The following is a 22,660-nucleotide window of genomic DNA, read 5'->3' on the forward strand; positions in this document are numbered from 1 at the left end:
GACACCCAATAGTCCTTTTTTAAAGTGTTTCATGTTTGCCCTTTTCTTTTTATTTTCGACGCAGCAAAATTAAAGCAAATAACCCCAGTAAGCTCAGAATACCCGTGCTTCCCCCAGAGGTTTTAATTTTGTCACTTTCCATATGATTTTGCGGTTCTTGTACAATTTGTACATTCACTTCAACGAACGGAATATGTTCATCAAAACGTGTCGTGGTTGTGACCAGCTGTAACCTGAAAATATCAGCACCATGCCATGCTCCATTTGGCGTGTAAGTAATATTTCCTAGCTCATCAATCACTACTTTGCCTTTCGATACCGTTTGAGTCTGCTGTACCCGCATACAACCGGGTTGCCATTCTTCACCGTTTGGCGCTTTAGCCGATTTGAATAAGCTTGCACATTCGGTTTTGGACAGTAGATCACTATCTCCAAGTAAATCTGCAACTGAAAGTTTAGCTACTTGCCCCGCAATCAGATCTTCACCAATTAAGCTAATCGTCGTTGGAACCTCAATTTCGATTGCTCCACGGTCACAAAAGGTATTATTCGTATTTCGATTCACACCACGTTGATCTGAATTTTCACAGCCAATTAAAGAATCCGTTGTGTTTACAACCACTTTACCCTTGTTCACAATTGGAGAATCTAACCAATGTGTCTGACTCATTAAAATGCGTGGACGGATATAGCCTAAAAATTTTTGGTTGGGAACAATATAAGGACACAATAAACTGTCAGTATCTGCAGACATGGTTTTACACTCACCCACCACATCACTGCCTGCAATCAAAGCGCCAGACCAAAACTCATTCGGATAATAGCTCGCACCGCTGCCACAGTCACTTTGCGTGACTAAGTTGTTCTGAAGAACTGCTTTACTTAAATCCCCAGCACAGTTTTGTGTGATGGTATTTTCAGCATTCCCTAAAACGATACTATTGGCCAGATAAGCCAAGTTTGTAGATGGATTGAAATAAATCCCTTTACTGTTTCCCACCACCGTTAAGTTATTCAAAGCCATGCCATCTCGAACATTAACGACATAACCTGTATTTTTCACAAAGGTACTACTGACCAGACGTGATGCTAAACTGGATAAGGTTGTATCTTCTTTAACCGTTGCATTATTGACAGAGTAAATATTGGCACTGCTTGCATCTGTTGTTTTATTTTCTTTGAAAACTGAATTATAAATCCGAAAAGAAGGCGCGTCCCCATACAAAATAGCACCTTGTACCGCTTGGTTTTGCTCAACCAGAGTAGAGCGAATTTCAACTAGACTACGACTGGTACCATCTTCGAGCAAGGTTGCGACATTGTAAATCGCCCCCCCTTGCCCTGCAAAACCACCTGTTAATTTGACGTACTCAAGACCTAAATATTCATTGTTATAAATTAAACCACCTTGATTCACACCGCAGTCTTTCGCACAGCCCTGTAGAGTAACCTCTTTTACTAACACACGAATTAAAGCATTCTCAGCATTATCAACCCTTAATAAGTTGTCAGAACCATTCATTTTTAAGATGGCATTACTTAAACCCTGAACAGTTTCTTCCCCCACAGAACTGTCATAACTTGTTCTGAGTGTTAAATCTTTTTTGATCGCAAGATGGGTATTTAGCAAATAGGTTTTATTTTTCTCAAGCATGACGGTGGAAATCGCATCTTTGCCCCCGCAGCCATAATAACCCGCCTCAGGCATACCTTGATTAATATAGTCGATAGCTTCGCGAAGTGAACATTCCGTGTCATTTTTGACAATATCGTCAGTGATGGTCACCTTAATATTGTCCGAATAGGCATGACTCGCCACCAATAGCGTAGCTACACCTATGCTCTTCTTGAGCATAACGATCTCCTTGCTTTTATTTTATCTTTTCTTTTTATTCTTAGATTGCAAAATCCCTGCAATATCTAACAATTTTTCGTACTCTGTCACAGCTCGGACAATTTCTCAAGTAATATTATGATTTACCGATATTCGTCAATTAGCGCATAAATTTGTCTGAGGTTTGCATTACTCAGTTTGGTTTTCTCACCTTTAAGCAGTTGAATCAGTTGTTCTAAACTTTGCAATAACACCGAGGTTTGATGTGGCCCATGCGAGAGTAAATAATCAATAATCTGTTGATCAATATGAATCCCACGACGTGATAAAACCGACATCACCAATGTAGAACGATCGGCATACAAACTTCCGTTTGGTACTTTCACACTTACAGCTTGCGTCAGGCGAGATTGTAAATCGGGTAGTTCAAGTTTTAATTCAATCGGCGCAACACGAGAAGAGAACACCAACTGCCCGCCTTCTTCATTATTGTAGTTGATCAGGTGAAAAACCGCTTTCTGCCAATGCGGCACACCGCTTATGGCTTCAATGTCATCTAAAGCGACAAGATCAAAACGCTCTAAAGAAGTAATTGCTTCTGTTGGCGCATCCAACAACTCAAGTAGAGAGACTTGAATCGCTGTTTTCCCCACATCCAAATAAGAATCACAAATTGCTGAAAGTAAATGGCTTTTTCCAGAACCCGCACCACCATACACATAAAAACGATTCATTAAACCTGCATGTAACTGACGAATCGCATCGATAACAGGCCCCCATCCCGGCCCAGAAAAATCACTGATTCGGGCATCGAGTTGGGGTTCAATATCTAGTTGCAATTGACGCATGCTGGTTTGTATATCCTAAAGTTCTTTATGGTCTATCTGATCAATCTTACTTGAATTTTCAGATGCTTGCTGAGCTTTTACCGTTTGATTTTTTAGTTCAATATCAACATCGACTTCATCTGTTTCAATCGTAATTGAACCCGCTGATGAATCTTGCAAAACATAAGTAGATGTACTATACATTGGGCTGTTTTCATAAAACTCACGTGCATGTCTTAATAAGACCACAATCACAGCAGCGACAGGCAATGCAATTAACATTCCTAAAATACCGCCCAATTGTGCACCAGCCAGCACTGCAAATACCACAGCAACTGGAGACAAGCCAATTTTATCGCCCAACAAGAACGGTTGTAGGATATAACCTTCCACTGCCTGACCAATCATAAAGACCACGCCAACCAAGAGTAATTGCATCCAATCAATACCAAACTGGAATAAACTTGCAATCACTGCGGCAATAATCCCGACAGCAAAACCTAAGTACGGAATGATACTGCATAATCCAGCCACCATCCCAATAATCAAACCTACTTCAAGTCCAATCAACTGTAAGCCCATTGCATAGACCACGCCCAAGAGCACCATGACCAAGAACTGACCTTTGACAAAAGCACCAAGTACACTATGACATTCTTTAACAATGACTAAGGTCTGTTCTTCATATCGCCGTGGAATAAGACGACGGAAACTGTCCAGCATGCGATCCCAATCTAATAAAAAATAGAATGCAATAATTGGGATCAGCACAACAGTACCACCAATCTGAATGAAGTTCAGTCCAGACTGAGCCAACTTGGCAATCATAGCCTGAATACTGTCTGCACTATAGTTGGTCTGTACATATTCCATAATCGCGGCTGAAATCTGATCAACATCTAATTCCATTGGGACCAAATTAAAACTGTCAGATAACCAAGGCAGGAATTTATAATTCGCCCAATGTATGCCTGAAGGAATGCTGTTCTTCGCATACATCAGCTGTTCCCACACCAGTGGAACCAAATACCAAAATGCCAATGTAATGACAACGCCAATACCGATAAAAACAGCACTAATAGATAACCAACGTGGTAAGCCAATTTTATGCAGTTTATCAACCAGTGGACTAAACAGATAAGCGACTAAAAATGCACCAATAAAAGGTAAAACAACAGGCTTGAGTAGATACAACACCCAGAGTATGAGCGCGATTCCTGCCAAAATAAAAATACGTTTAAGTGTACGATCTTGCATGCAATCTCGCCTTTGTCAGATTTAATCGTTATTGAGAAAAATATTTTAGTAAAGATAACATTTTAGCGCAGAAATAACATATGTGTTTCGTATATTCAGGTATAATCGCCCCGCGAATGCGGAGACTTCATTATGAGCAACTCAACTTCTACCCCAAACACTGGTTTAAGCTACAAAGATGCAGGTGTCGACATTGAAGCGGGCGACGCGTTAGTCGATCGTATCAAATCTGTCGCGAAGCGTACTACTCGTCCTGAAGTAATGGGCGGATTAGGTGGCTTCGGTGCACTTTGTAAAATCCCTAAAGGTTATGAAGAACCTGTTCTCGTATCTGGCACAGACGGTGTTGGTACAAAATTACGTTTAGCATTAAATTTGAACCGTCATGACACGATTGGTCAAGACTTGGTTGCAATGTGTGTAAACGATCTTCTTGTATGTGGCGCTGAGCCATTATTCTTCCTTGACTACTATGCAACTGGCCATCTTAATGTAGATGTAGCTGCAAACGTAGTTACTGGTATTGGTACAGGCTGTGAACTTGCTGGTTGTGCATTGGTTGGTGGTGAAACTGCCGAAATGCCTGGCATGTATGAAGGCGAAGATTACGACTTGGCAGGTTTCTGTGTAGGCGTAGTTGAGCAAAGCAAAATTATTGATGGCTCTAAAGTCAAAGCGGGTGACGTTTTAATTGGTGTTGCATCAAGTGGTGCTCACTCAAACGGTTACTCTCTACTTCGTAAAATTTTAGACGTGAAAAACGTTGACTTGACGCAAATCGTTGATGGTCGTCCACTTGCTGATGTTGCAATAGAACCAACACGTATTTATGTGAAGCCTATTCTTCAACTGTTAAAAGAAGTTGATGTACACGCAATGGCGCACATTACTGGTGGTGGTTTACCAGGTAACTTACCACGCGTATTGCCGAATGGTGCTCAAGCTGTTGTGAATGAAGCATCTTGGGAATGGCCAGAATTGTTTAAACTTCTTCAGCGCGAAGGCGGTGTTGAACAGTTCGAAATGTATCGCACATTCAACTGTGGCGTAGGCATGGTCTTAGTTGTCGATGCTGCTGATGCGGATAAAACAGTTGAACGACTCAATAGCCTTGGTGAAAAAGCTTTCACTATGGGGCATATCGCAGACAATGCTGAGTCAGTTGAAGGCGCAGACGAAAAAATCCGTGTGGTATTCGCTTAATTCGTATGATTAAAATTGCTGTTCTGGTTTCAGGAAGTGGATCAAACCTTCAAGCCTTGATTGATGCCAATCTGTCAGGGCAAATTGTGGGTGTCATTTCCAACAAACCTGAAGCCTATGCGCTACAGCGTGCTGAAAATGCAGGTATTGCGACAGCGGTCATTGAGCACAAACAGTATCCTCATCGTGAAGCTTTTGATGATGTCATGCATCAGCAATTGCTCGATTGGGATGTGGACTTGGTGGTTCTTGCTGGCTTTATGCGTATTTTAAGTGAGAAATTTGTCAGTGCTTGGGAAAGGAAAATGATCAACATTCACCCTTCTCTTCTACCGCATTACAAAGGTATGCATACCCATCAGCGCGTCTTGAATACTGGCGATCAACTGCATGGCTGTACCGTGCACTATGTGACGGCTGAGCTTGATGCAGGTCAAGCTTTGGCACAAGGTGTACTGAAAGTTGGTTCACATGATGGTGTGAATAGTTTGGCCCAGCGTGTACATACGCTTGAGCATATCATCTACCCGCAAGTGGTAGAGTGGATTTGTACACAAACGATTCAGCATACAGACCAAGGTGTTCTCTACCGCAATACACTGATGCACGAGCCAATTCAGTTTTGCAAATTTTAAAAATAAAAAACGCCTCCTTGGAGGCGTTTTTTTTATGGCTGCTGAAAAGTACTATTAAACATTTTCTTGAATCAGCATCTTAATCAAAGCAACCGTTTCTTCTGGTCGCTCCAAAGGAAACATATGGCTTCCCTTAACAATTTGATAAGGAATGCCAAATTTCTTTTTCACCATTTTCGGGAAACCATGACCAATAAATGGTCCCATTTCAGCAGCTACATAATTTACTGGTACAGTAGGTTTAGGCTGCGGCAACCACCACAAAGATGGGTTGGTTCTAAAAATATGTACCTCATCCATTTTGGAAATGGTGAGTTCAACACCACCACGGACACGATCTTCCGTTAAAGCATAATCGATATAGGCTTGAAAGCAGTCTGGATCAAAGTCTTTATAAAAGCCTTTCGGACGTAAAAGTTCAGCTGCTTGTTCACGGCTTTCCCAATGGTCACGACGCCGTAAAGATAGCGCTGCTGGAGACATAGTATCGACCATTTTTAACTTCAGCATCTTCGCAAAGTGTAATGCAAACGAAGCTTTGCCCATAATCAAAGGCGGGTCCATCATGATGACTTGTTCAAATAAATCAGGACGCTGTAATGCTGCCTGAAACATCAGCACGGATCCTAATGAATGCCCTAAACCAATCACTTTACGACCCTGTGCCTGACGAACAATACTGTCAATCACTTGCTGAGTTAAGCTTTTCCAATGGTTATCAATCGGGTAGCTTTTATCTGGCCCTAATAAAGGTACATAGATCACATCATACTGATCTGACAATAAATCAAATAGTTTCTGATAGACCTTAGAAGGCACACCATTGGCGTGCGCAAAATGAATTAATGGTTTCATTGGAGTTTCGTAGTCTGTTCAGATTGCATTTGATTGGAAAGTGAAGATGCAAAACCAGCTCCCATCGATGCACCTAAACGGCCTAATACAGCATCTAGTGGGCTATGTACTACGGTATAATCCATCGCTTTATCGGTATTTAGTTCACGTTTTAAAGTATGTAAATTACCAATCCGGTCCGCAATACCCAGTTTGACCGCCTGATCCCCTGTCCAGAAAAGACCTGAGAAGAGTGCAGGATCGTTCGACTTTAACTTTTTGCCACGACCTTGTTTCACAGCATTAATAAAATGCTCATGTACATTATCAAGTACACCTTGAACATGTGCACGCTGCGCAGGGTTAACGGGTTGTGTCATTGACAATAAAGCTTTGTTTTGACCAGAGGTCATGGTGCGGTCTTCAACACCTAGTTTTTGCATGAGGCCATTCACGCCATAGTTCGGCATAATCACACCGATTGAACCCACTAAACTCGAAGGATTCACCAAGATTTCGTCCGCAGCAGATGCGATATAGTAAGCACCTGATGCACCTGTATCACCAATCACCGCATACAATTTTTTATCGCTATGCGCTTTTTTCAAATATTGAATTTCTTGCCAGATTTCATCCGACTGAACCGGAGACCCCCCCGGTGAATTAATATTGAGCACCACCGCTTGGCTTTGTTTATTTTCAAAAGCTTTCTTTAATGACTTAATAGTGTCATCACTGTTTACGCTTTGCTCATCAGCGGCAATGGTACCCACAATATCAACTACAGCTATGTGTTTAGATGCTGTTGCATCCGTACCACTGGTCGAACAGCTCTTGGTCATGGCAAATAGAATAAACAAAAGATAGGCAAAAGTTAGACATTTGAAAAAGATGCCCCAACGACGTGCACGACGTTGTTCCTCGACGGAAGCTAAAACTGCTTTCTCTAAAAGTTTCCATTCGTTTCCTGTCGGTTGTTCATGTACAGGCTGTTGTTTAGGCATTTCATTTTCTGGTTTTGGTGGCCAATCGGACATATAACAATCCAAACTTGAATAAAATTGCCCTCATTATATACACTGATTTGTAGAAAACTGTCGAAACAGTTTATTTTAGCCTATAATATTTTATGTTTTTATCCACATGTACCATTGACTCTAAAGAATGACTAAAGCACAAGAGCAAAACTCGACTTATCGTTTACTGCGTTTTGTAAGCAAACAACCTATTAAATTTGCACGTTTTTTTGCTAAGGGTTTAGCAGGCTTAGTCAATCTTTTAAAAATCAGTAAAAATAATGATGCTCTCAGACTCAACTTACAAATTGCACTGCCTGAGCTGAGTGACGAGCGACGTGAAGTGATTGCGAAGCAAGCAGTGCGTAATGAACTGACCACCTATTTTGAGTTTTTTAGTATTTGGGGTTCAAGTAATCAGAAAAACATTGAACGCATTCAAAAAGTGTATGGTGAGCATCTCATACATGAAGCACTTGCAGCTAAAAAGGGCTTGGTATTGATTGTCCCGCATTTTGGCACGTGGGAAATCATGAACACGTATTTGGCTCAATTTACCGAAATGACCATTATGTACAAACCGGTCAAAGACCCTGGTGCTGACTTATTTGTTCGCGAGGCGCGCAGCCGTGAAGGTGCTCATCTTGTCCCTACCGATGAATCTGGGGTACGCCAGATTTTTAAGGCGCTCAAACAAGGGGGTACGACCGTAATTCTACCCGATCACACTCCAAAACAAGGTGGGGAAATGATTCCTTATTTTGGCTTCCCTTTGGCTTCAAGCAACCTGAGCGCCAAACTCATTCAAAAAACCAAAGCCAAGGCTTTACTGCTCTATGCTATTCGTAATGATGATGGCTTTGATATGTACATTGAAGAAATCAGTGAAAGTATTTATCAAGGTACAGCGAATGATGGCACTTTCGTCATTCACCAAGCCATTGAAGACCTGATTCGTCGTCATCCAGAGCATTATCATTGGACCTATAAGCGCTTTAAAGCCAATCCTGAGCTTCGAACGCTGTATAACCTCCCTTTTAATGAGGCTGTGACGCGTTTAGAGCAACTGCGTATGGAACAACAGATTCAGTCGACTGCAACCACTGTCGAGTCTGACGTTGTGTCGTCAGTTCAATAAACCCTGTAGGCTGTGCAATAAAACCGATACTGCCTTGTCCTGCTGTTGTTAAGAATGGGATGTTTAAAGCTTTCAAACGGGCTTGCGTTACTGTACTTGGATGTTCATAACGGTTATTGAAACCTGCTGAAGCAATTGCTAATTTTGGTCGATAGTGTTTTAAAAATGCATAGGCTGAACTATGCCGACTGCCATGATGCCCTAAGACCAATACATCAACTTTTAAGTCTGGATAATCCTGCAATAATTGAAACTCGGTTTGCCAGCCCGCATCCCCCATAATCAGAAAATACTGATAAGACTGTACATCCTTCACCTGTATATAGACCACACAAGATAGCTCATTTTGCTGATATGGCACTTGTGCCAATTGATTGGCTTTCGGTGACAAAATTTTAATTTCCACTTGTTCAGACCAGTGCCAGATCTGACCTTGTTGGCAATAGTTAAAATTTGACCTATTTGCCACATCCAATTGCTGATTGGAATAGATTTGATTGATCGACAACTCATTTTTTAATGTGGCATAACTTCCACTATGATCTTGATCCAAATGTGTAAGTATCAGCTGATCTAATTGGCTCACGCCTTGCTTCGATAAAAATGGCTGAATAATCTGCTTAGCAACGCTAAACTTCGATTCATCATAGGAGCCACCAACATCAATCATGGCATGCTGTTGCCCATGTTGCATATACACCGCTTGTCCCTGACCGACATCCAATACGATCAACTCAAAAGGACGGTTTTGGCTACTGAACCCCAACAAAGGAATCAAACCTAGCACGAGCCATGATTTTGGTAGACTCGGTTTGGGCATAAAAACAATGATTAAGAGCAAAATCAGTAAAATGACTTGCCAAGTATTGAGCGCAATCGGATACAACTTAATCGGCAGTAGCGCATCCAGTACATTGAGTATGCCCAATAAAAATACCAGCACCCAATCTGCCAACTGAAACAAAAGGCTGCTCAGCGGTTCAAAAAGATAAAAAGTAAATGCTGCCAAAACCTCCAGTGGTACAACCAGTAAACTGATCAGTGGAATAGCGACAAGGTTACTGATCGGGCTCACCCATGAGATTTGCTTGAAGAAAATAATCACCAAAGGCATCAGAGCCACAAATATTTTCCACTGTGACTCAACCAAAAATTTTAGACTAAAAACGAGTTTTTTCTGCCAAGACTGCGGGCGACTCAAATCAAGCCGAATAGTGGTTTGATAAATGCGTAAAAGCACAAAGCACGCACCATAGGACAACCAAAAGGCAGCTGATAGAATTGAAAAAGGATCAAACAGTAAAAGGAGTGATGCACTCAATAAGAGTAACGTCAAAGCTGAAATTTTCTGTCTGAGCCAAATCAACACACTAAAACAGAAACAACTGAGTAAAGTACGAAGTGCAGGAATCTCAAAACCTACAAAGGCACAATACAGCAATACGCAGCAACAAAATGGCAATAACAATGCATAAGGTCGTGGGATTTTTAGAAAAATCTGTGGCCAATAACGATTTAGCACCTTTTGTAAAAGCCAACACAGCATCACGGCAAAGATCAGCACATGTGGCCCAGAAATCGCTAATAAATGGCTAATGCCAAAGCGTTGAAAAAGTGCTGTCGTCTCCTTATCTAAGAAACTTTCATCCCCAGTCAGGAGCGCTAGAATTAGACCCTTATGACTTAAAGGCTGGTTATAAATAAAATAACGAATATTTAATCGCTGTTGTTCTATACCCAGTTGAATTTTATTGAGTATGCCCTGCTGTTTTCTTAAATAATTAGTATAGCCTAATGCAGAAATTTCTGATTCAGACAAGGGTTGTATGTGCTTGAGTTTAAAACCCGACATAAGATTACGTTGCAGATACCACTGCTCAACATCGAATACACCTTGCACCGAATAACTATGTGCAGGACGTATTTCCCCTGTCAGTCGGTAGTATTTCCCAAGTTCCAAGACCTCTTGCTCATCCGAGATCCTTTTTTGAAAACTCAACCATTGCACTGGTTTCACATGTCGGTTCAAGACCTGTATTTCTTGCTGAATAGTCTCAGCACCCAGTTGGTTAATTTTTTCTATATAAACAATGACTTCAGCATCTTCAACTTTTGTTTCTTTATAGGCTAGACGCTGTTGCAAAGCCGATTGTGCATAATGATATCCCGCAGTTAAAAACAACATGGAATAAATCAGTCCACCTATAAACTGCAAAATAAAGGCGTGTTTGTGCTGAAAGAGAAAAAGCTGTAAAGGCAAAAGGACGATGACTAAAATCAGCGCTGGATAAAAAAGGTGATTTAGAATGGGAACGGTCTGCCCCATCAATGCAATTCCTACAATCCAAGCAGCAGCATATAAAAGCTTCATTCTTTTATTCAGTTATTTTTTTTATTGGTGCCATAATAAAGCCCACCGAGGTGGGCTTCAATAGATAGTGGCTTTATCTCATATTTTTATCGGCACTCAGCCTAATCATTGACCCAAAGACCATCTTGCATATGCAAAATAGAATCGGCGGACTGAGCCAGTTGTTCATCATGTGTCACGATCAACATCGCCATATTGAACTCCTGACGTAAATCCATCAGCAGCTCAAAAATTTTACTTGCTGTTTTACGATCTAGGTTGCCTGTCGGTTCATCTGCCATCATCAACGCAGGCTTGGCCACCAATGCACGCGCTAATGCAACACGTTGCCGTTCCCCACCTGAAAGCTCACCTGGTTTATGGGTTAAACGATGCGTCAATCCGACACGTTCGAGTAAATATTCGGCTTGCTTTTGTACATCTTTAAAGTTAGTACCTTGACGTAACATCAGTGGCATTGCCACATTTTCCAAAGCGGTAAACTCAGGCAACAGATGATGGAACTGGTAAACAAAACCTAAGTGTTGATTACGTAAATAACCACGTTCAGCTTCATTTAAACTGTCAAAACGACTACCCTGCAAAAAAACCTGCCCAGAACTCGGACGGTCTAAACCGCCCAAGACATGCAACAAAGTACTTTTTCCCGAACCACTCGACCCCACAATCGAAACGAATTCACCTGCTTTGACTTGTAGAGAGAGGCCTTTAATCACCTCAACGGTCGACTTACCATCGGTAAAATGTTTTTCAATATTTTGTGCTTCTAAAACAATTTTACTCATAACGTAATGCCTCCGCGGGTTGGATTTTTGCAGCACGCATTGCAGGATAAATTGTTGCAAGGAAACTTAAAATTAAAGACAGTGACACAATGGTTAATACATCTTGCCATCTTAAATACGAAGGTAGGTAATTGATAAAGTAGGCATCAAACAGATGAAGTCCCATCACATTGTTTAACCAACCCACAAAACCACTAATTCCAGAGGCGAAAACAATGCCGAGAATCGCGCCTGATACCGTCCCAATCACACCAATAATCGTGCCCTGAACCATAAAAATACGAGTAATGGTCGCAGGTGAGGCGCCAAGGGTACGTAATATGGCAATATCCGATTTTTTATCGGTCACAACCATCACCAAGGATGACACAATATTAAATGCAGCCACCAAGACAATCAGGAAGAGTAATAAGCTCACCATAGCCTTTTCCATTTGGATCGCACTAAACAAATTGCCATGAGTATAGGTCCAATTCGAAGCATAAAAACCGCTTGGCAGATCCATCACAATTTCATCAGCTACTTTAGGTGCTGCAAAAATATCATCCAATTTCAAGCGAATGCCTTGCGCTCCATCAGGTAAGCGTAACAACGTTGATGCATCATTCAAGGCAATATAGCCCATCATCGAATCGACCTCAGCACCAATGCTGAAAATGCCCACAATTTTGAAACGTTTAAAACGCGGTACCACACCCGCTGGTGATGGTGTTGCCTCAGGTAAAACCAAAGTCACACTATCATTTAAACCTAAACCTAAGGCATCGGTCATTTGTTTGCCTAGAACAATACCAAACTCACCTTTTTTTAAGTTATCAATACCGCCTTCAACCATGTGGTCTTGGATAATCGAAACCTTTTTTTCATATTGAGGTTCGATCCCCGTGACCATAATTCCAGCCACTTGGCCTTGTGCCGTAAGCATCCCCTGCAATTGAGTAAACGGCGCTACGCCTGTGACGTGTTCCTTTGTCTCAATTTTTTTTGCAAGTTCAGGCCAATCTGTTAAAATTTGTGTTGAAGAAACAGTGGCTTGAGGTATCATTCCAAGTACACGTGTTTTCAGCTCTCGGTCGAAACCATTCATTACAGATAAGACTGTAATAAGTACAGCCACACCCAGTGTTAGACCGATCATCGAAACCAGTGCAATAAAAGAAATAAAGTGGTTGCTACGCCGTGCGCGAGTATATCTCAACCCTATATACAGCGAGATTGGTTTAAACATACCATCTAGTCCGAGGTCATAATTATGGAAAATTTACAGCATCAAAACGTTCAAACAGAACGTCGTGTGATGTCACGAATCGATGCGGCCTTGAGAATTAACTATCAGATCATTTCTGATGATGTTGCCCTGAATGACCCTTACGATCCTAATTTTGTTTTACCGCGCTATTTTCTACTACTCGCAGAATTAGATCAATTTGATCATGCACTAAACTACGAATTAGAACAATTATCTGAAAAAGATCAACAAATTGCTCGAATCTTATCCCTATTTAACCAGAAATTAAACCTGATCACGGGGTCTTTGTACGACACAATTGTACAAACCATGTTACCTACGCCTGAACATGTGAACTTTTCAGAAAGTGGTTTGAGTTTCTATAGCGAAAAACAAATTCAAGATGGTACCTATATCCACTTAACCTTGAGCCACCCTGAAAACTTCTTCCATATTGCAGCGATTGCACAAGTGGTGTACAGCAATGAAGAGGAAAATGGCAAGTGCCGTACGGGAGCATACTTTATTACCTTGCACCCGCAAGATCGTGTCAAATTGGCCGACTGTATTTCTTTGACGGTCGAAGATCATTAAAACCAGAACCTTGGACTAGTTTTGGCTTTTTAACTTTTGGGCAAGTTTCCGACTTGCCTGAAGATCTTTATAAAAGTAAACGAATAAACCTGACAGTAAAACCGCTACACCCAAAATCACCATCATCGAGAGTTTTTCCTGATTCAGTACAGCACCTATAAATAGAGCAATCATCGGCGTCATGACAGTAGTCAGCGATAAAGTCGTGGGTTGAATTTTCTGCACCAATTTAAAATAACAGAACATCGCAATCAATGACGCCATGATGACCGTATATAGCAGCGCCAAACAAGTTTTCAAATCGGGAATTTGCTGCGGTGCATGCTGCCAAATAAACGGCACAATACATATAGCAGCCAATGTCGACACCAAAATTGAACCTGTCGCTTGTGCAACGGGTTCAATATTCGCATTGACTTTTTTCACCCAGAAAATAGAGGCTGCATAAGAAAATACACTCAGTAACATCAACCCAATTCCAAATGGATGGACATGCTGTGCTGTACCTGCAAGGCAAATTATCGCAAGTCCTAGCAGTGCAATACACATTCCAAACCACTGCATTGCACTCAAATAGCTCTTAAAGTAAAAACGTCCGATCAGCCCTGCCATAATCGGTGCTAAGCCAAACATCAATGCAATCATGCCTGAACTAATATAATTGGTGGCAACATAGGTAAAAAACTGCGAACCAATCAAGCTAAAAGAACCAGCCAAATAACTATGCCAAGCGACTTTATCGGTGGGGAACTGTCGCTTTAAGACCAATAACAAACAAATCGCCAAAGGCAAAGCAATGAAAAAACGTAATACCAATGCCCACAGCATATGTAAATCGGTCACACTCCACACAATCGCTAAAGGCGTTGTGGACCAAATAAAAACCAATAATCCATAGGTTGCCATCAGATTGGCTTTAGAAGACATAATCAGCTCGATGCTAAATGGCAGTTTTGCGTTTTTGCTTTTGAATGGTTTGGTCTAAAGAACTAGAAAATTCGCGTTTATCACGCTCAGAAATAGGTGGTGGCCCACCCGTGTTTACACCTGCGCCACGTAGTGAATCCATAAAATCACGTAAATGTAGGCGCGCTTTGACATTGGCTGTAGTATAGATTTCACCACGTGGATGAATTGCGATTCCACCCTTTTCAATCACCTGCGCCGCCAGCGGAATGTCTTGTGTCATCACAATATCATTCTCTTTCATGCGTTCGATGATTTCTTTATCCGCGGCATCCGCCCCACTCATCACTTGAATTGAATTAATGCGAACGGAAGGCGTAATCCCTACATTTTGATTGGCCACAAAGGTCACTTCAAGCTGATAACGATCTGAAGCACGTAAAATCACTTCACGTAAAATTTTAGGCAATGCATCTGCATCGACCCAGAGTTTAAATGGCAGCACTGCACATCCATAAACAAAAGAAACTGCCTTAGTCTAACAAACTCAGTGCTTTAGCATAATAGATAAAACCGCTCAAAATCCCTAATACAAAGCTTGCGTAATACTTTTTAAGTATCACAAGGAAATACTTTGCTCTTTTATCTCGCAAATAAAGTAAGGCTTTCCTCTTTTTTGATGATTTTCCAGTAAAAATAAAATATAGGACTTGAAATATAGAAATAACCCTCGATTTAATAGGGATATATAACCTCATTCAATCGTGCATATGAACAATCAAAATAGTCCAGAAATAATCACCATTGATGACCAAAACTTTGGTAGCCACGTCGAGCATTGGAATTTACTCACCGATAACCCTGCACAAGATGTCCCTAAATGGTTAGGTTTAGCTTTAAATGCACCAATCATGCCGATGGGTTTATGCCAGACTGAACAAGATATGGATGCGGGTTGCTGGCTCATTCAAGGTCCAAGTCAAGCGGCTGTTCAACTGACTCAAGTCATCGCGGTTGAAGACAATAAACCCAAGGCTGTTAAAACTGCATTTCCAAGTTTTAATAGCCCCTATAAAGTGTCTGCTGTGGTTGAACGCATCATTCGCGGTCAATCCAACACACAAGCCGTTTTACGTTTAAACTTAGGCAATAACAGTATCGTCTACGCTTATGACAGCTTATATAGCGTTAATCATGCTCAATACCAAAAAGACCAAACCTATATTGCACATCTCAACGCATGGGCATATGAACTAGAAGCGGTCGCAGAACACGAGCAACTGGTGGTTGATGATCCCGCATCGATTAAACATCATCGTGCCTTGAACGATATTTTGGCAGCAAACAATGGCATTGCTCCTGCAAACCTGCAAGAACAGATTGATGCATGGGAACCAAAGTCGGATGATGATAAAGAACCTGTGACTGTCGATTTTTCAAAAATGGTCGCTTATTTGTATGGCGAAAAGATCGGTCAGGAAGATGAAGCATGGTTCCAAGGGAATATTGTGGGCAAAACCAGCATGCAATTTATGGAACAAGATTACACTCTGCTTGATGTTGCCTTGATTCATGAAGACAACCAACCTGCAACACTGATTCGTATTGCCACTAAAAATCCAGAGTACTCCAACTTTAATATTGGACAATACATTCGCGGCAACATTTGGATTCAAGCCAATATTTATGCATTAAATCAATAATTTATAAAAATAAGCCAACTCAGCCTATGCCAGAATGATGTATAGGTTGCGTTGGCTTTTTTATTTATATCAGTACGATTTATTTTAATTTGAATTCATTTGTATAAAACTTATCCACATATTTTATTATCTTTTGGTATTTTAAATTCATTTAAAAGCACATTTATCCACAGTTTTAAATTCAATTATATTATTTTAACGATGAATAATAAAATCCTAAGTTCTATGACTTTCAGATAGTTAGTTATTGGTAGCTACTGGCTTCTGGGTTAACAGAGCATAAACTTGAATATTTAAGTGATTATGTATAGTGGAGATCTGATTATTTTTAATTAGTACTTTATTTAAGCATTTTTTTATGTTAAAAATACAAACATGCAATAGGATTTTAACGATAATTAAATCGGAATAAAAACTTCCATGAAAATTATGCAAGAAGAAAATATACAGCATGTTGAACATCAATTAGAAAAGCGTTATCAGCTTGACGCTTATTCGTGCATGTTTTTTGTGTTAGGCATGATGATTTCTGCCTACTTCTTACATCAGTTCATCCTGTAACTGATTTCACGTAGCAGCCTAATTCAAAAAAGCCAACTTTGTTGGTTTTTTTATGCCTAAAAATATCTGCTATGACGTATCACTGGTCATTCTCTCCATGTTCTAAGCTAAGAAACATGGCACCCACAAAATTACTTGTATCTCATAAGCAAAGTTGCTCCCTCCCCCTTACTTGTCGCACTCACCTACCACCGCACTAATCGTGAAAAAGTTTTAAGCATTTAGATATGCCTGCACTTACAAAATAGCAATTTTAGATATAAAAAAACCTGCAAGCCTAAACTTACAGGTCTCTGAAAATACTATAAAAATTAGAACAAACGGTTCATACCATTTAAAGTCGCTACACGATACGCTTCAGCCATCGTCGGATAGTTAAACGTCGTTTCTACGAAATAATTGATGGTATTGTTTGGACTATTCATCACCGCTTGACCAATATGAATAATTTCCGAAGCGTTATTACCGAAGCAATGAACACCCAGCACTTCCAAAGTTTCACGGTGGAATAAAATTTTCAATTCACCTACTGTGTCACCCGTAATTTGCGCACGCGCCAAATGACGGAAAGAAGCCTGACCCACTTCATATGGAATTTTTTCTTCGGTTAACTCTTGTTCAGTTTTACCAATTGAAGAAATTTCTGGAATGGTATAAATTCCTGTCGGAATATCAACCACAGGTTCTACACCCACTTCACCGCTCATGTTTGCACCTGCGCAACGACCTTGGTCATATGCAGCAGAAGCCAGTGAAGGCCAACCAATCACATCACCCGCCGCGTAAATGTTTTCCACTTCGGTTTGGTATTGATCATTGACTGTAATTTGACCACGGCTGTTTGGCGTAATACCCACATTTTCTAGACCTAAGCCATCCGTATTTCCAGAGCGACCGTTACACCACAAAATAGCATCTGCTTTAATTTTCTTACCACTTTGCAAATGTAGCACCACGTGATCATCATAGGTTTCAAGATGATCAATCTGCTCATTATGGCGAATCAAGACCCCTTGTTGACGTAAGTGATAAGACAAAGCATCAGAAATTTCATCGTCTAGATAGCTCAGCAATTTATGCTGTGTATTAATCAGGTCAACTTTATGATCTAGTCCAATAAAAATAGACGCGTATTCACAGCCAATGACACCCGCACCATAAATGATGATTTTTTGGATTGAATAATCAAGGTCTAAAATTTTGTCCGAATCGAATACACGCGGATGATTAAAATCAAGCGCCGCAGGACGGTATGGACGGCTACCCGTTGCGATCACGATTTGTTTGCACATGATCGTTTCTTTGATGCCTTCAGGGCTAAATACTAAAACCGTATTTTGGTCTTGAACGTAAGCACGACCATGGTAAATATCGATTTTATTGCGGTCATAAAAACGTGAGTGTGTATCAACCTGTTGTTGAATCACTTTATGTGCATTTTGAAGCACTTGCTTCATTGTAAACTGACGCCAGTCGCCCATTTTTTTAAACATTGGGTCGCGGCGATAACGGATAATACTCGATACCGTTTGACGTAAAGCTTTACTTGGAATGGTCCCCACGTGGGTACAGTTACCACCGAGCTGCTCACGTACATCTACAATCGCAACACGCTTTCCAGATTTGGCAAGTTTCATTGCCGCGCCTTCACCCGCAGGGCCTGAACCTAGAACGACCGCATCGTACTTAACGAAAGTTCCACCAACGACCTCTTTTTTACGTGGCATTCAACGCTCCTTCTTCAAAAACTTATTACTTATCTTGGGCATATTATGACGTAATTGCAGGCAATTTGCTGTATTTAGCTTACATATATTAAGTGATAACCACATTTAGTAAATGAATAGTATTTCCGCCCTATCAATTCGCATTTCCGCTATACTAATACTGCTATTTTTAGCATCTCCCCCGTCAAAAACAGTGGAATAGTTGAATATGTCTGAAAACCGTAAACCTGAGCAGGGTATCAAACTTCGTGGCGCAGAAAAGGTCGCGCGTATACCTGTAAAAGTTATTCCTACGGTTGAAACGCCACGCAAGCCGGATTGGATTCGCGTGAAAATGGCAGCACCCGAAGAAGTACAACGCATTAAATCAACCCTACGTGAACAAAAACTACATACCGTTTGTGAAGAAGCTGCATGTCCAAACCTCCCCGAATGTTTTGGTGGCGGTACTGCAACCTTTATGATTATGGGTGACATTTGTACACGTCGTTGTCCTTTCTGCGACGTGGCACATGGCCGTCCAAATGCACTTGACGCAGACGAACCACGTCACATGGCTGAAACGATTTCAAACTTAGGTTTAAAATATGCCGTGATCACTTCTGTAGACCGTGATGACTTACTTGACGGTGGCGCACAGCACTTTGTTGACTGTATTAAAGAAGCACGTGCATTAAGCCCGAATACTTTACTTGAGATTTTGGTACCTGACTTCCGTGGTCGTATGGACATTGCGCTTCGCATTATGACTGAGTGTCCACCTGATGTGTTTAACCATAACATTGAAACTGTGCCGCGTTTATACAAAGCGATGCGTCCAGGTTCAGACTACCAACACTCTTTAAATTTGCTGAAAATGTTTAAAGAATATTGCCCTGACGTTCCAACCAAATGTGGTTTGATGGTCGGTATTGGTGAAACTGAAGAAGAAGTCATTTCACTTTTAGATGATTTGCATGCACACGGCGTTGACTATGTAACAATTGGCCAGTATTTACAGCCTTCAAAAGAGCATGCGCCGATTGACCGCTTCGTTACACCAGAAGAATTTGAACGCTACACTGCGCATGGTCAAAAGCTGGGCTTTAGAAATATTTGGGCAGCGCCGATGGTTCGTTCAAGCTACTTCGCTGACCGCCAATACTATGGTGAACCTGTACCAGCAGTACGTCGCAAAGCAGATCCTGCGAAAAAGATTGCTGTTCAAACAATTGAAGCTTAATTTGCTGTGGTGTTAAACAGTTAAAACGCAAAAATTAAAAGCCCTCATATGAGGGCTTTTTTTATTACGATCTTCGTTCTTTATATTTTTCAATTACGTATTCATACATTTCTAACACAGTCATTGTTCAATAAACACCCTAATCTAATTCAAAGTCTAAAATAATCGTGATGCTACACATCACATCAAATTCATTTTATTACACCTTTTTAGTCTACGTTTTGCCTTATTTTCCGTGGAATTCTATAAAACGTATGACTCACCTCACGGTGTAAACAACGGGAGGTTTCAATGGGTTTCATTTTCGCCATTCTGTTTTTAATCTGTATCCTCTGGGCTATTTTTTATTTTGAACTCAGTCGCTTAATGGCAACTGCAATCATTATTTTTGCATCCCTCTTCGCTGCTATTTTTATCAGTCCGTGGTCATTACTTCTAGGTCTGCCCTTAATTATTCTCAGCCTGATTGTGGTTATTGATCCATTACGAAAGTCTTTAATCACTCAACCTGCCTATAAAGCTTTAGCCAAAGCAATGCCGAGTATGAGCAGTACCGAACGTGAAGCATTGGATGCAGGCACCAGTTGGTGGGAAAAAGAGTTATTTATGGGCGCGCCTGACTGGAAAAAATTTGATGGTTATGTCTACCCTACTCTGTCTGCTGAAGAGCAATCCTTCTTAGATCATGAAGTTGAACACCTTTGTGGTTTACTCAATGAATGGGAAATTCATCATCACTTAAAAGATCTTCCTGTTGAAGCATGGCAATATATCAAAGAACAAGGCTTTTTAGGTTTAATTATTCCCAAAGAATACGGCGGTCGTGCCTTTAGCTCCTTTGCACAAAGCCGCATCATGAGCAAAATTTCTTCACGTTCACTGACCACTGCCGTCAGTTGTATGGTGCCCAACTCTCTAGGCCCAGGTGAATTGCTTTTACATTATGGAACTGAGGAACAAAAACAACGCTACTTACCCGGACTCGCCAAAGGCGAAGAAATCCCCTGCTTTGGTTTAACCAGTCCTGAGGCTGGTTCAGACGCGGGTGCAATACCGGATACAGGCGTGGTCTGCTATGGTGTGTTTGAAGGCCAAGAAGTGCTTGGTTTACGTATGAACTTTTCAAAACGCTGGATTACACTGGCGCCTATTGCGACTGTGATTGGTCTCGCTTTTAAACTCTATGACCCTGATGGACTATTAGGCGATGCAAGCAAAACTGAATACGGCATCACCTGCGCATTATTACCTGCCAGTCATGACGGTGTCCAAGTCGGTGCACGACATAATCCTGGTTCACCCTTTATGAATGGCACGGTCGATGGACAAGATATTTTTATTCCACTCGATTGGATTATTGGTGGGGTGGAAAATGCAGGTAAAGGTTGGCGCATGCTGATGGAATGCTTAGCCGTAGGTCGTGGGATTTCTTTGCCAGCGCTCTCCACTGCTTCCGCTGAAATGGCCTATTTAAGTGTCGGTGCTTTTGCCAAAGTCCGCCAACAATTTAAAATTTCTGTAGGACATTTTGAAGGCGTGCAAGAAGCCACCAGTGATATTGCTAGTGGTGCGTATATGTTAGAAGCTTTTCGCTATATGGTGACCTGTGGTTTAAATGAAGGTGGAAAACCTGCTGTTATGACAGCTATGGCCAAATACTATGCCACCGAAACCATGCGTAAAATTGTCAATCATGGGATGGACGTCGTTGGTGGACGGGCGGTACAAATGGGTCCGCGCAATTTTTTAGCACTGAATTATCAGGCCATCCCCATTTCAATTACCGTTGAAGGGGCCAATATTTTAAGCCGTTCTTTAATGATCTTTGGTCAAGGCTCAATGCGCTGTCATCCTTATTTATATGAAGAGCTACAACTCCTCCAAGCAGAAGATACAAAGGTAGCTTTAGCGCCTTTCGACACGCTACTTTTTAAACATTTAGCTTATACTTTTAACCGCGCAGCACGTTCATTGAGTTATGGCATATTCGGTGGTCCTTCAGATGCTTCCGCACAGACAGATGCTTTTTCACGTCCTTTTTACAAAACCATTAACCGTTACAGTGCAAACTTCGCCTTAACCGCAGACCTGTGTTTAGGCTTACTTGCAGGCGATATTAAACGCAAAGAAATGCTTTCAGGACGTTTGGCTGACATTCATGCCCATCTATTTATCGCGACCGCTATTTTGAAGTTTTATGAAAAAGGACAACGTAGTGAAGCTGAACAACAACATGCTCAACTGGCTTTAGAAAAAGCATTTGTCCAAATTCAGGATGCATTTGATGGACTATTCGCAAACTTTCCTATGCGAGCCGCAGCTTGTGTAGCCAAATTCATCTGTTTCCCTTTTGGTCGTGTTGCCCAGCAACCAAGTGATCAGCTAAAAACACAATTAGGACGTGCGATCATGGAAAATAATCCTTTCCGTGAACAACTAAAGCAGCATGTTTTTTACAATACCGATCCCAATGACGTCTTTGGGCGTATGGAAAATGCGTTCCAAGCAGCATTAAAAATTGATCCACTGTGGACGAAGTTTAAAAAAGCGGAGTCTAGAGGACAATTTAAAGGCTTAGATTTTGAATCACATATTCAACATGCACTTGAAATAGGATTCATCAGTCCTGAAGAAGCAGATCAGTTGATTCATTACAATGCTCAACGCTTCGATAGTATGCTCACCGATATTTTCGACCATGAGCTTGAACAAACACTCGCTTTAAAGAATCCCTACCATACAAAGGCTTCCGATATTCAACCATAACCATCTCATCGGTTTTCGAAACTCCTAAAAGATAAAAGTCCGTTTACGGGCTT

At 41.1% G+C, this 22,660-nt stretch carries 19 protein-coding genes; 8 read left to right on the plus strand and 11 right to left on the minus strand.

Annotated elements, in window-relative coordinates:
• Positions 1-49 precede the first annotated feature (49 nt).
• From rbtA to cxpE, 3 genes are all read right to left on the minus strand, one after another.
• The gene (gene rbtA, locus F986_RS08095) at positions 50-1,855 is read right to left on the minus strand and encodes a rhombotarget A (protein ID WP_004693895.1); all 1,806 of its coding nucleotides are present in this window, start codon (positions 1,853-1,855) and stop codon (positions 50-52) included.
• Positions 1,856-1,977: 122 nt separating this feature from the next.
• Positions 1,978-2,682 carry a DnaA regulatory inactivator Hda gene (gene hda / locus F986_RS08100; protein WP_004693897.1) on the minus strand — a complete coding sequence of 235 codons (705 nt, stop codon included), beginning with the start codon at positions 2,680-2,682 and terminating at the stop codon, positions 1,978-1,980.
• A gap of 15 nt (positions 2,683-2,697) precedes the next feature.
• Entirely contained in the window at positions 2,698-3,918 is a 1,221-nt protein-coding gene (cxpE, locus tag F986_RS08105) for a chloramphenicol efflux transporter CxpE (RefSeq protein ID WP_004693899.1), read from the minus strand.
• Positions 3,919-4,050: 132 nt separating this feature from the next.
• On the opposite strand from cxpE, the gene purM reads away from it, so the two are divergent.
• Entirely contained in the window at positions 4,051-5,121 is a 1,071-nt protein-coding gene (gene purM / locus F986_RS08110; RefSeq protein WP_004693901.1) for a phosphoribosylformylglycinamidine cyclo-ligase, read from the plus strand.
• 5 nt (positions 5,122-5,126) lie between these two features.
• Complete coding sequence (gene purN, locus F986_RS08115; protein ID WP_004693903.1) at positions 5,127-5,756, plus strand: phosphoribosylglycinamide formyltransferase; 630 nt, start codon at positions 5,127-5,129, stop codon at positions 5,754-5,756.
• 54 nt (positions 5,757-5,810) lie between these two features.
• Here the strand turns inward: purN and F986_RS08120 are convergent, their stop codons facing one another.
• Together F986_RS08120 and sppA are read right to left on the minus strand one after the other, a co-directional pair.
• Positions 5,811-6,611, minus strand: coding sequence for an alpha/beta fold hydrolase (locus F986_RS08120; protein WP_004693906.1), 801 nt, complete (start codon positions 6,609-6,611; stop codon positions 5,811-5,813).
• Entirely contained in the window at positions 6,608-7,627 is a 1,020-nt protein-coding gene (gene sppA, locus F986_RS08125) for a signal peptide peptidase SppA (RefSeq protein ID WP_004693907.1), read from the minus strand. Before sppA ends, F986_RS08120 begins: the two co-directional genes overlap by 4 nt.
• Before the next feature lie 127 nt (positions 7,628-7,754).
• Here sppA and F986_RS08130 point away from each other — a divergent pair, with 127 nt between their 5' ends.
• On the plus strand, positions 7,755-8,744 hold the full coding sequence (locus tag F986_RS08130) for a lysophospholipid acyltransferase family protein (protein ID WP_004693909.1): 990 nt from the start codon (positions 7,755-7,757) through the stop codon (positions 8,742-8,744).
• Here the strand turns inward: F986_RS08130 and F986_RS08135 are convergent.
• From F986_RS08135 to F986_RS08145, 3 genes are all read right to left on the minus strand, one after another.
• A complete protein-coding gene (locus tag F986_RS08135) occupies positions 8,644-11,115 on the minus strand; it encodes a DNA internalization-related competence protein ComEC/Rec2 (RefSeq protein ID WP_004693911.1) in 2,472 nt (823 codons plus the stop codon). The genes F986_RS08130 and F986_RS08135 overlap by 101 nt on opposite strands.
• Before the next feature lie 101 nt (positions 11,116-11,216).
• Entirely contained in the window at positions 11,217-11,900 is a 684-nt protein-coding gene (gene lolD / locus F986_RS08140) for a lipoprotein-releasing ABC transporter ATP-binding protein LolD (protein ID WP_004693913.1), read from the minus strand.
• Entirely contained in the window at positions 11,893-13,128 is a 1,236-nt protein-coding gene (locus F986_RS08145) for a lipoprotein-releasing ABC transporter permease subunit (protein ID WP_004693914.1), read from the minus strand. Before F986_RS08145 ends, lolD begins: the two co-directional genes overlap by 8 nt.
• 24 nt (positions 13,129-13,152) lie before the next feature.
• Here F986_RS08145 and F986_RS08150 point away from each other — a divergent pair, with 24 nt between their 5' ends.
• Entirely contained in the window at positions 13,153-13,722 is a 570-nt protein-coding gene (locus tag F986_RS08150; protein WP_004693916.1) for a PilZ domain-containing protein, read from the plus strand.
• A 15-nt stretch (positions 13,723-13,737) separates the two neighbouring features.
• Here F986_RS08150 and F986_RS08155 read toward each other — a convergent pair whose 3' ends face one another.
• Both F986_RS08155 and F986_RS08160 read right to left on the minus strand, forming a co-directional pair.
• The gene (locus F986_RS08155; RefSeq protein WP_004693918.1) at positions 13,738-14,649 is read right to left on the minus strand and encodes a DMT family transporter; all 912 of its coding nucleotides are present in this window, start codon (positions 14,647-14,649) and stop codon (positions 13,738-13,740) included.
• A 13-nt stretch (positions 14,650-14,662) separates the two neighbouring features.
• On the minus strand, positions 14,663-15,133 hold the full coding sequence (locus F986_RS08160; protein WP_004693920.1) for a YaiI/YqxD family protein: 471 nt from the start codon (positions 15,131-15,133) through the stop codon (positions 14,663-14,665).
• Between the two features lie 265 nt (positions 15,134-15,398).
• Between F986_RS08160 and F986_RS08165 the strand changes: the two genes are divergently transcribed.
• Together F986_RS08165 and F986_RS18395 are read left to right on the plus strand one after the other, a co-directional pair.
• Entirely contained in the window at positions 15,399-16,331 is a 933-nt protein-coding gene (locus tag F986_RS08165; protein WP_004693922.1) for a hypothetical protein, read from the plus strand.
• 420 nt (positions 16,332-16,751) lie between these two features.
• Complete coding sequence (locus F986_RS18395; protein ID WP_004693924.1) at positions 16,752-16,892, plus strand: hypothetical protein; 141 nt, start codon at positions 16,752-16,754, stop codon at positions 16,890-16,892.
• A 311-nt stretch (positions 16,893-17,203) separates the two neighbouring features.
• On the opposite strand, the gene sthA is transcribed toward F986_RS18395, so the two are convergent.
• A complete protein-coding gene (sthA, locus tag F986_RS08170) occupies positions 17,204-18,619 on the minus strand; it encodes a Si-specific NAD(P)(+) transhydrogenase (RefSeq protein WP_004693926.1) in 1,416 nt (471 codons plus the stop codon).
• Between the two features lie 208 nt (positions 18,620-18,827).
• Here sthA and lipA point away from each other — a divergent pair, with 208 nt between their 5' ends.
• Both lipA and F986_RS08180 read left to right on the plus strand, forming a co-directional pair.
• The gene (gene lipA, locus F986_RS08175; protein ID WP_004693928.1) at positions 18,828-19,841 is read left to right on the plus strand and encodes a lipoyl synthase; all 1,014 of its coding nucleotides are present in this window, start codon (positions 18,828-18,830) and stop codon (positions 19,839-19,841) included.
• A gap of 291 nt (positions 19,842-20,132) precedes the next feature.
• On the plus strand, positions 20,133-22,607 hold the full coding sequence (locus F986_RS08180; RefSeq protein ID WP_004693930.1) for an acyl-CoA dehydrogenase: 2,475 nt from the start codon (positions 20,133-20,135) through the stop codon (positions 22,605-22,607).
• Positions 22,608-22,660: the final 53 nt, after the last annotated feature.

This window comes from Acinetobacter johnsonii CIP 64.6, from assembly GCF_000368045.1.
In the GTDB taxonomy this organism is placed as follows: domain Bacteria; phylum Pseudomonadota; class Gammaproteobacteria; order Pseudomonadales; family Moraxellaceae; genus Acinetobacter; species Acinetobacter johnsonii.

What these genes read in the sequence shown, in the direction of transcription:
- lolD (WP_004693913.1), bottom strand. Translation starts at nt 11,900, where the DNA reads ATGAGTAAAATTGTTTTAGAAGCACAAAATATTGAAAAACATTTTACC.
- F986_RS08145 (WP_004693914.1), bottom strand. Translation starts at nt 13,128, where the DNA reads ATGTTTAAACCAATCTCGCTGTATATAGGGTTGAGATATACTCGCGCA.
- F986_RS08180 (WP_004693930.1), top strand. Translation starts at nt 20,133, where the DNA reads ATGGGTTTCATTTTCGCCATTCTGTTTTTAATCTGTATCCTCTGGGCT.
- purM (WP_004693901.1), top strand. Translation starts at nt 4,051, where the DNA reads ATGAGCAACTCAACTTCTACCCCAAACACTGGTTTAAGCTACAAAGAT.
- purN (WP_004693903.1), top strand. Translation starts at nt 5,127, where the DNA reads ATGATTAAAATTGCTGTTCTGGTTTCAGGAAGTGGATCAAACCTTCAA.
- hda (WP_004693897.1), bottom strand. Translation starts at nt 2,682, where the DNA reads ATGCGTCAATTGCAACTAGATATTGAACCCCAACTCGATGCCCGAATC.
- lipA (WP_004693928.1), top strand. Translation starts at nt 18,828, where the DNA reads ATGTCTGAAAACCGTAAACCTGAGCAGGGTATCAAACTTCGTGGCGCA.
- sthA (WP_004693926.1), bottom strand. Translation starts at nt 18,619, where the DNA reads ATGCCACGTAAAAAAGAGGTCGTTGGTGGAACTTTCGTTAAGTACGAT.
- F986_RS08135 (WP_004693911.1), bottom strand. Translation starts at nt 11,115, where the DNA reads ATGAAGCTTTTATATGCTGCTGCTTGGATTGTAGGAATTGCATTGATG.
- F986_RS18395 (WP_004693924.1), top strand. Translation starts at nt 16,752, where the DNA reads ATGAAAATTATGCAAGAAGAAAATATACAGCATGTTGAACATCAATTA.
- rbtA (WP_004693895.1), bottom strand. Translation starts at nt 1,855, where the DNA reads ATGCTCAAGAAGAGCATAGGTGTAGCTACGCTATTGGTGGCGAGTCAT.
- F986_RS08155 (WP_004693918.1), bottom strand. Translation starts at nt 14,649, where the DNA reads ATGTCTTCTAAAGCCAATCTGATGGCAACCTATGGATTATTGGTTTTT.
- sppA (WP_004693907.1), bottom strand. Translation starts at nt 7,627, where the DNA reads ATGTCCGATTGGCCACCAAAACCAGAAAATGAAATGCCTAAACAACAG.
- F986_RS08165 (WP_004693922.1), top strand. Translation starts at nt 15,399, where the DNA reads ATGAACAATCAAAATAGTCCAGAAATAATCACCATTGATGACCAAAAC.
- F986_RS08130 (WP_004693909.1), top strand. Translation starts at nt 7,755, where the DNA reads ATGACTAAAGCACAAGAGCAAAACTCGACTTATCGTTTACTGCGTTTT.
- F986_RS08150 (WP_004693916.1), top strand. Translation starts at nt 13,153, where the DNA reads ATGGAAAATTTACAGCATCAAAACGTTCAAACAGAACGTCGTGTGATG.
- cxpE (WP_004693899.1), bottom strand. Translation starts at nt 3,918, where the DNA reads ATGCAAGATCGTACACTTAAACGTATTTTTATTTTGGCAGGAATCGCG.
- F986_RS08120 (WP_004693906.1), bottom strand. Translation starts at nt 6,611, where the DNA reads ATGAAACCATTAATTCATTTTGCGCACGCCAATGGTGTGCCTTCTAAG.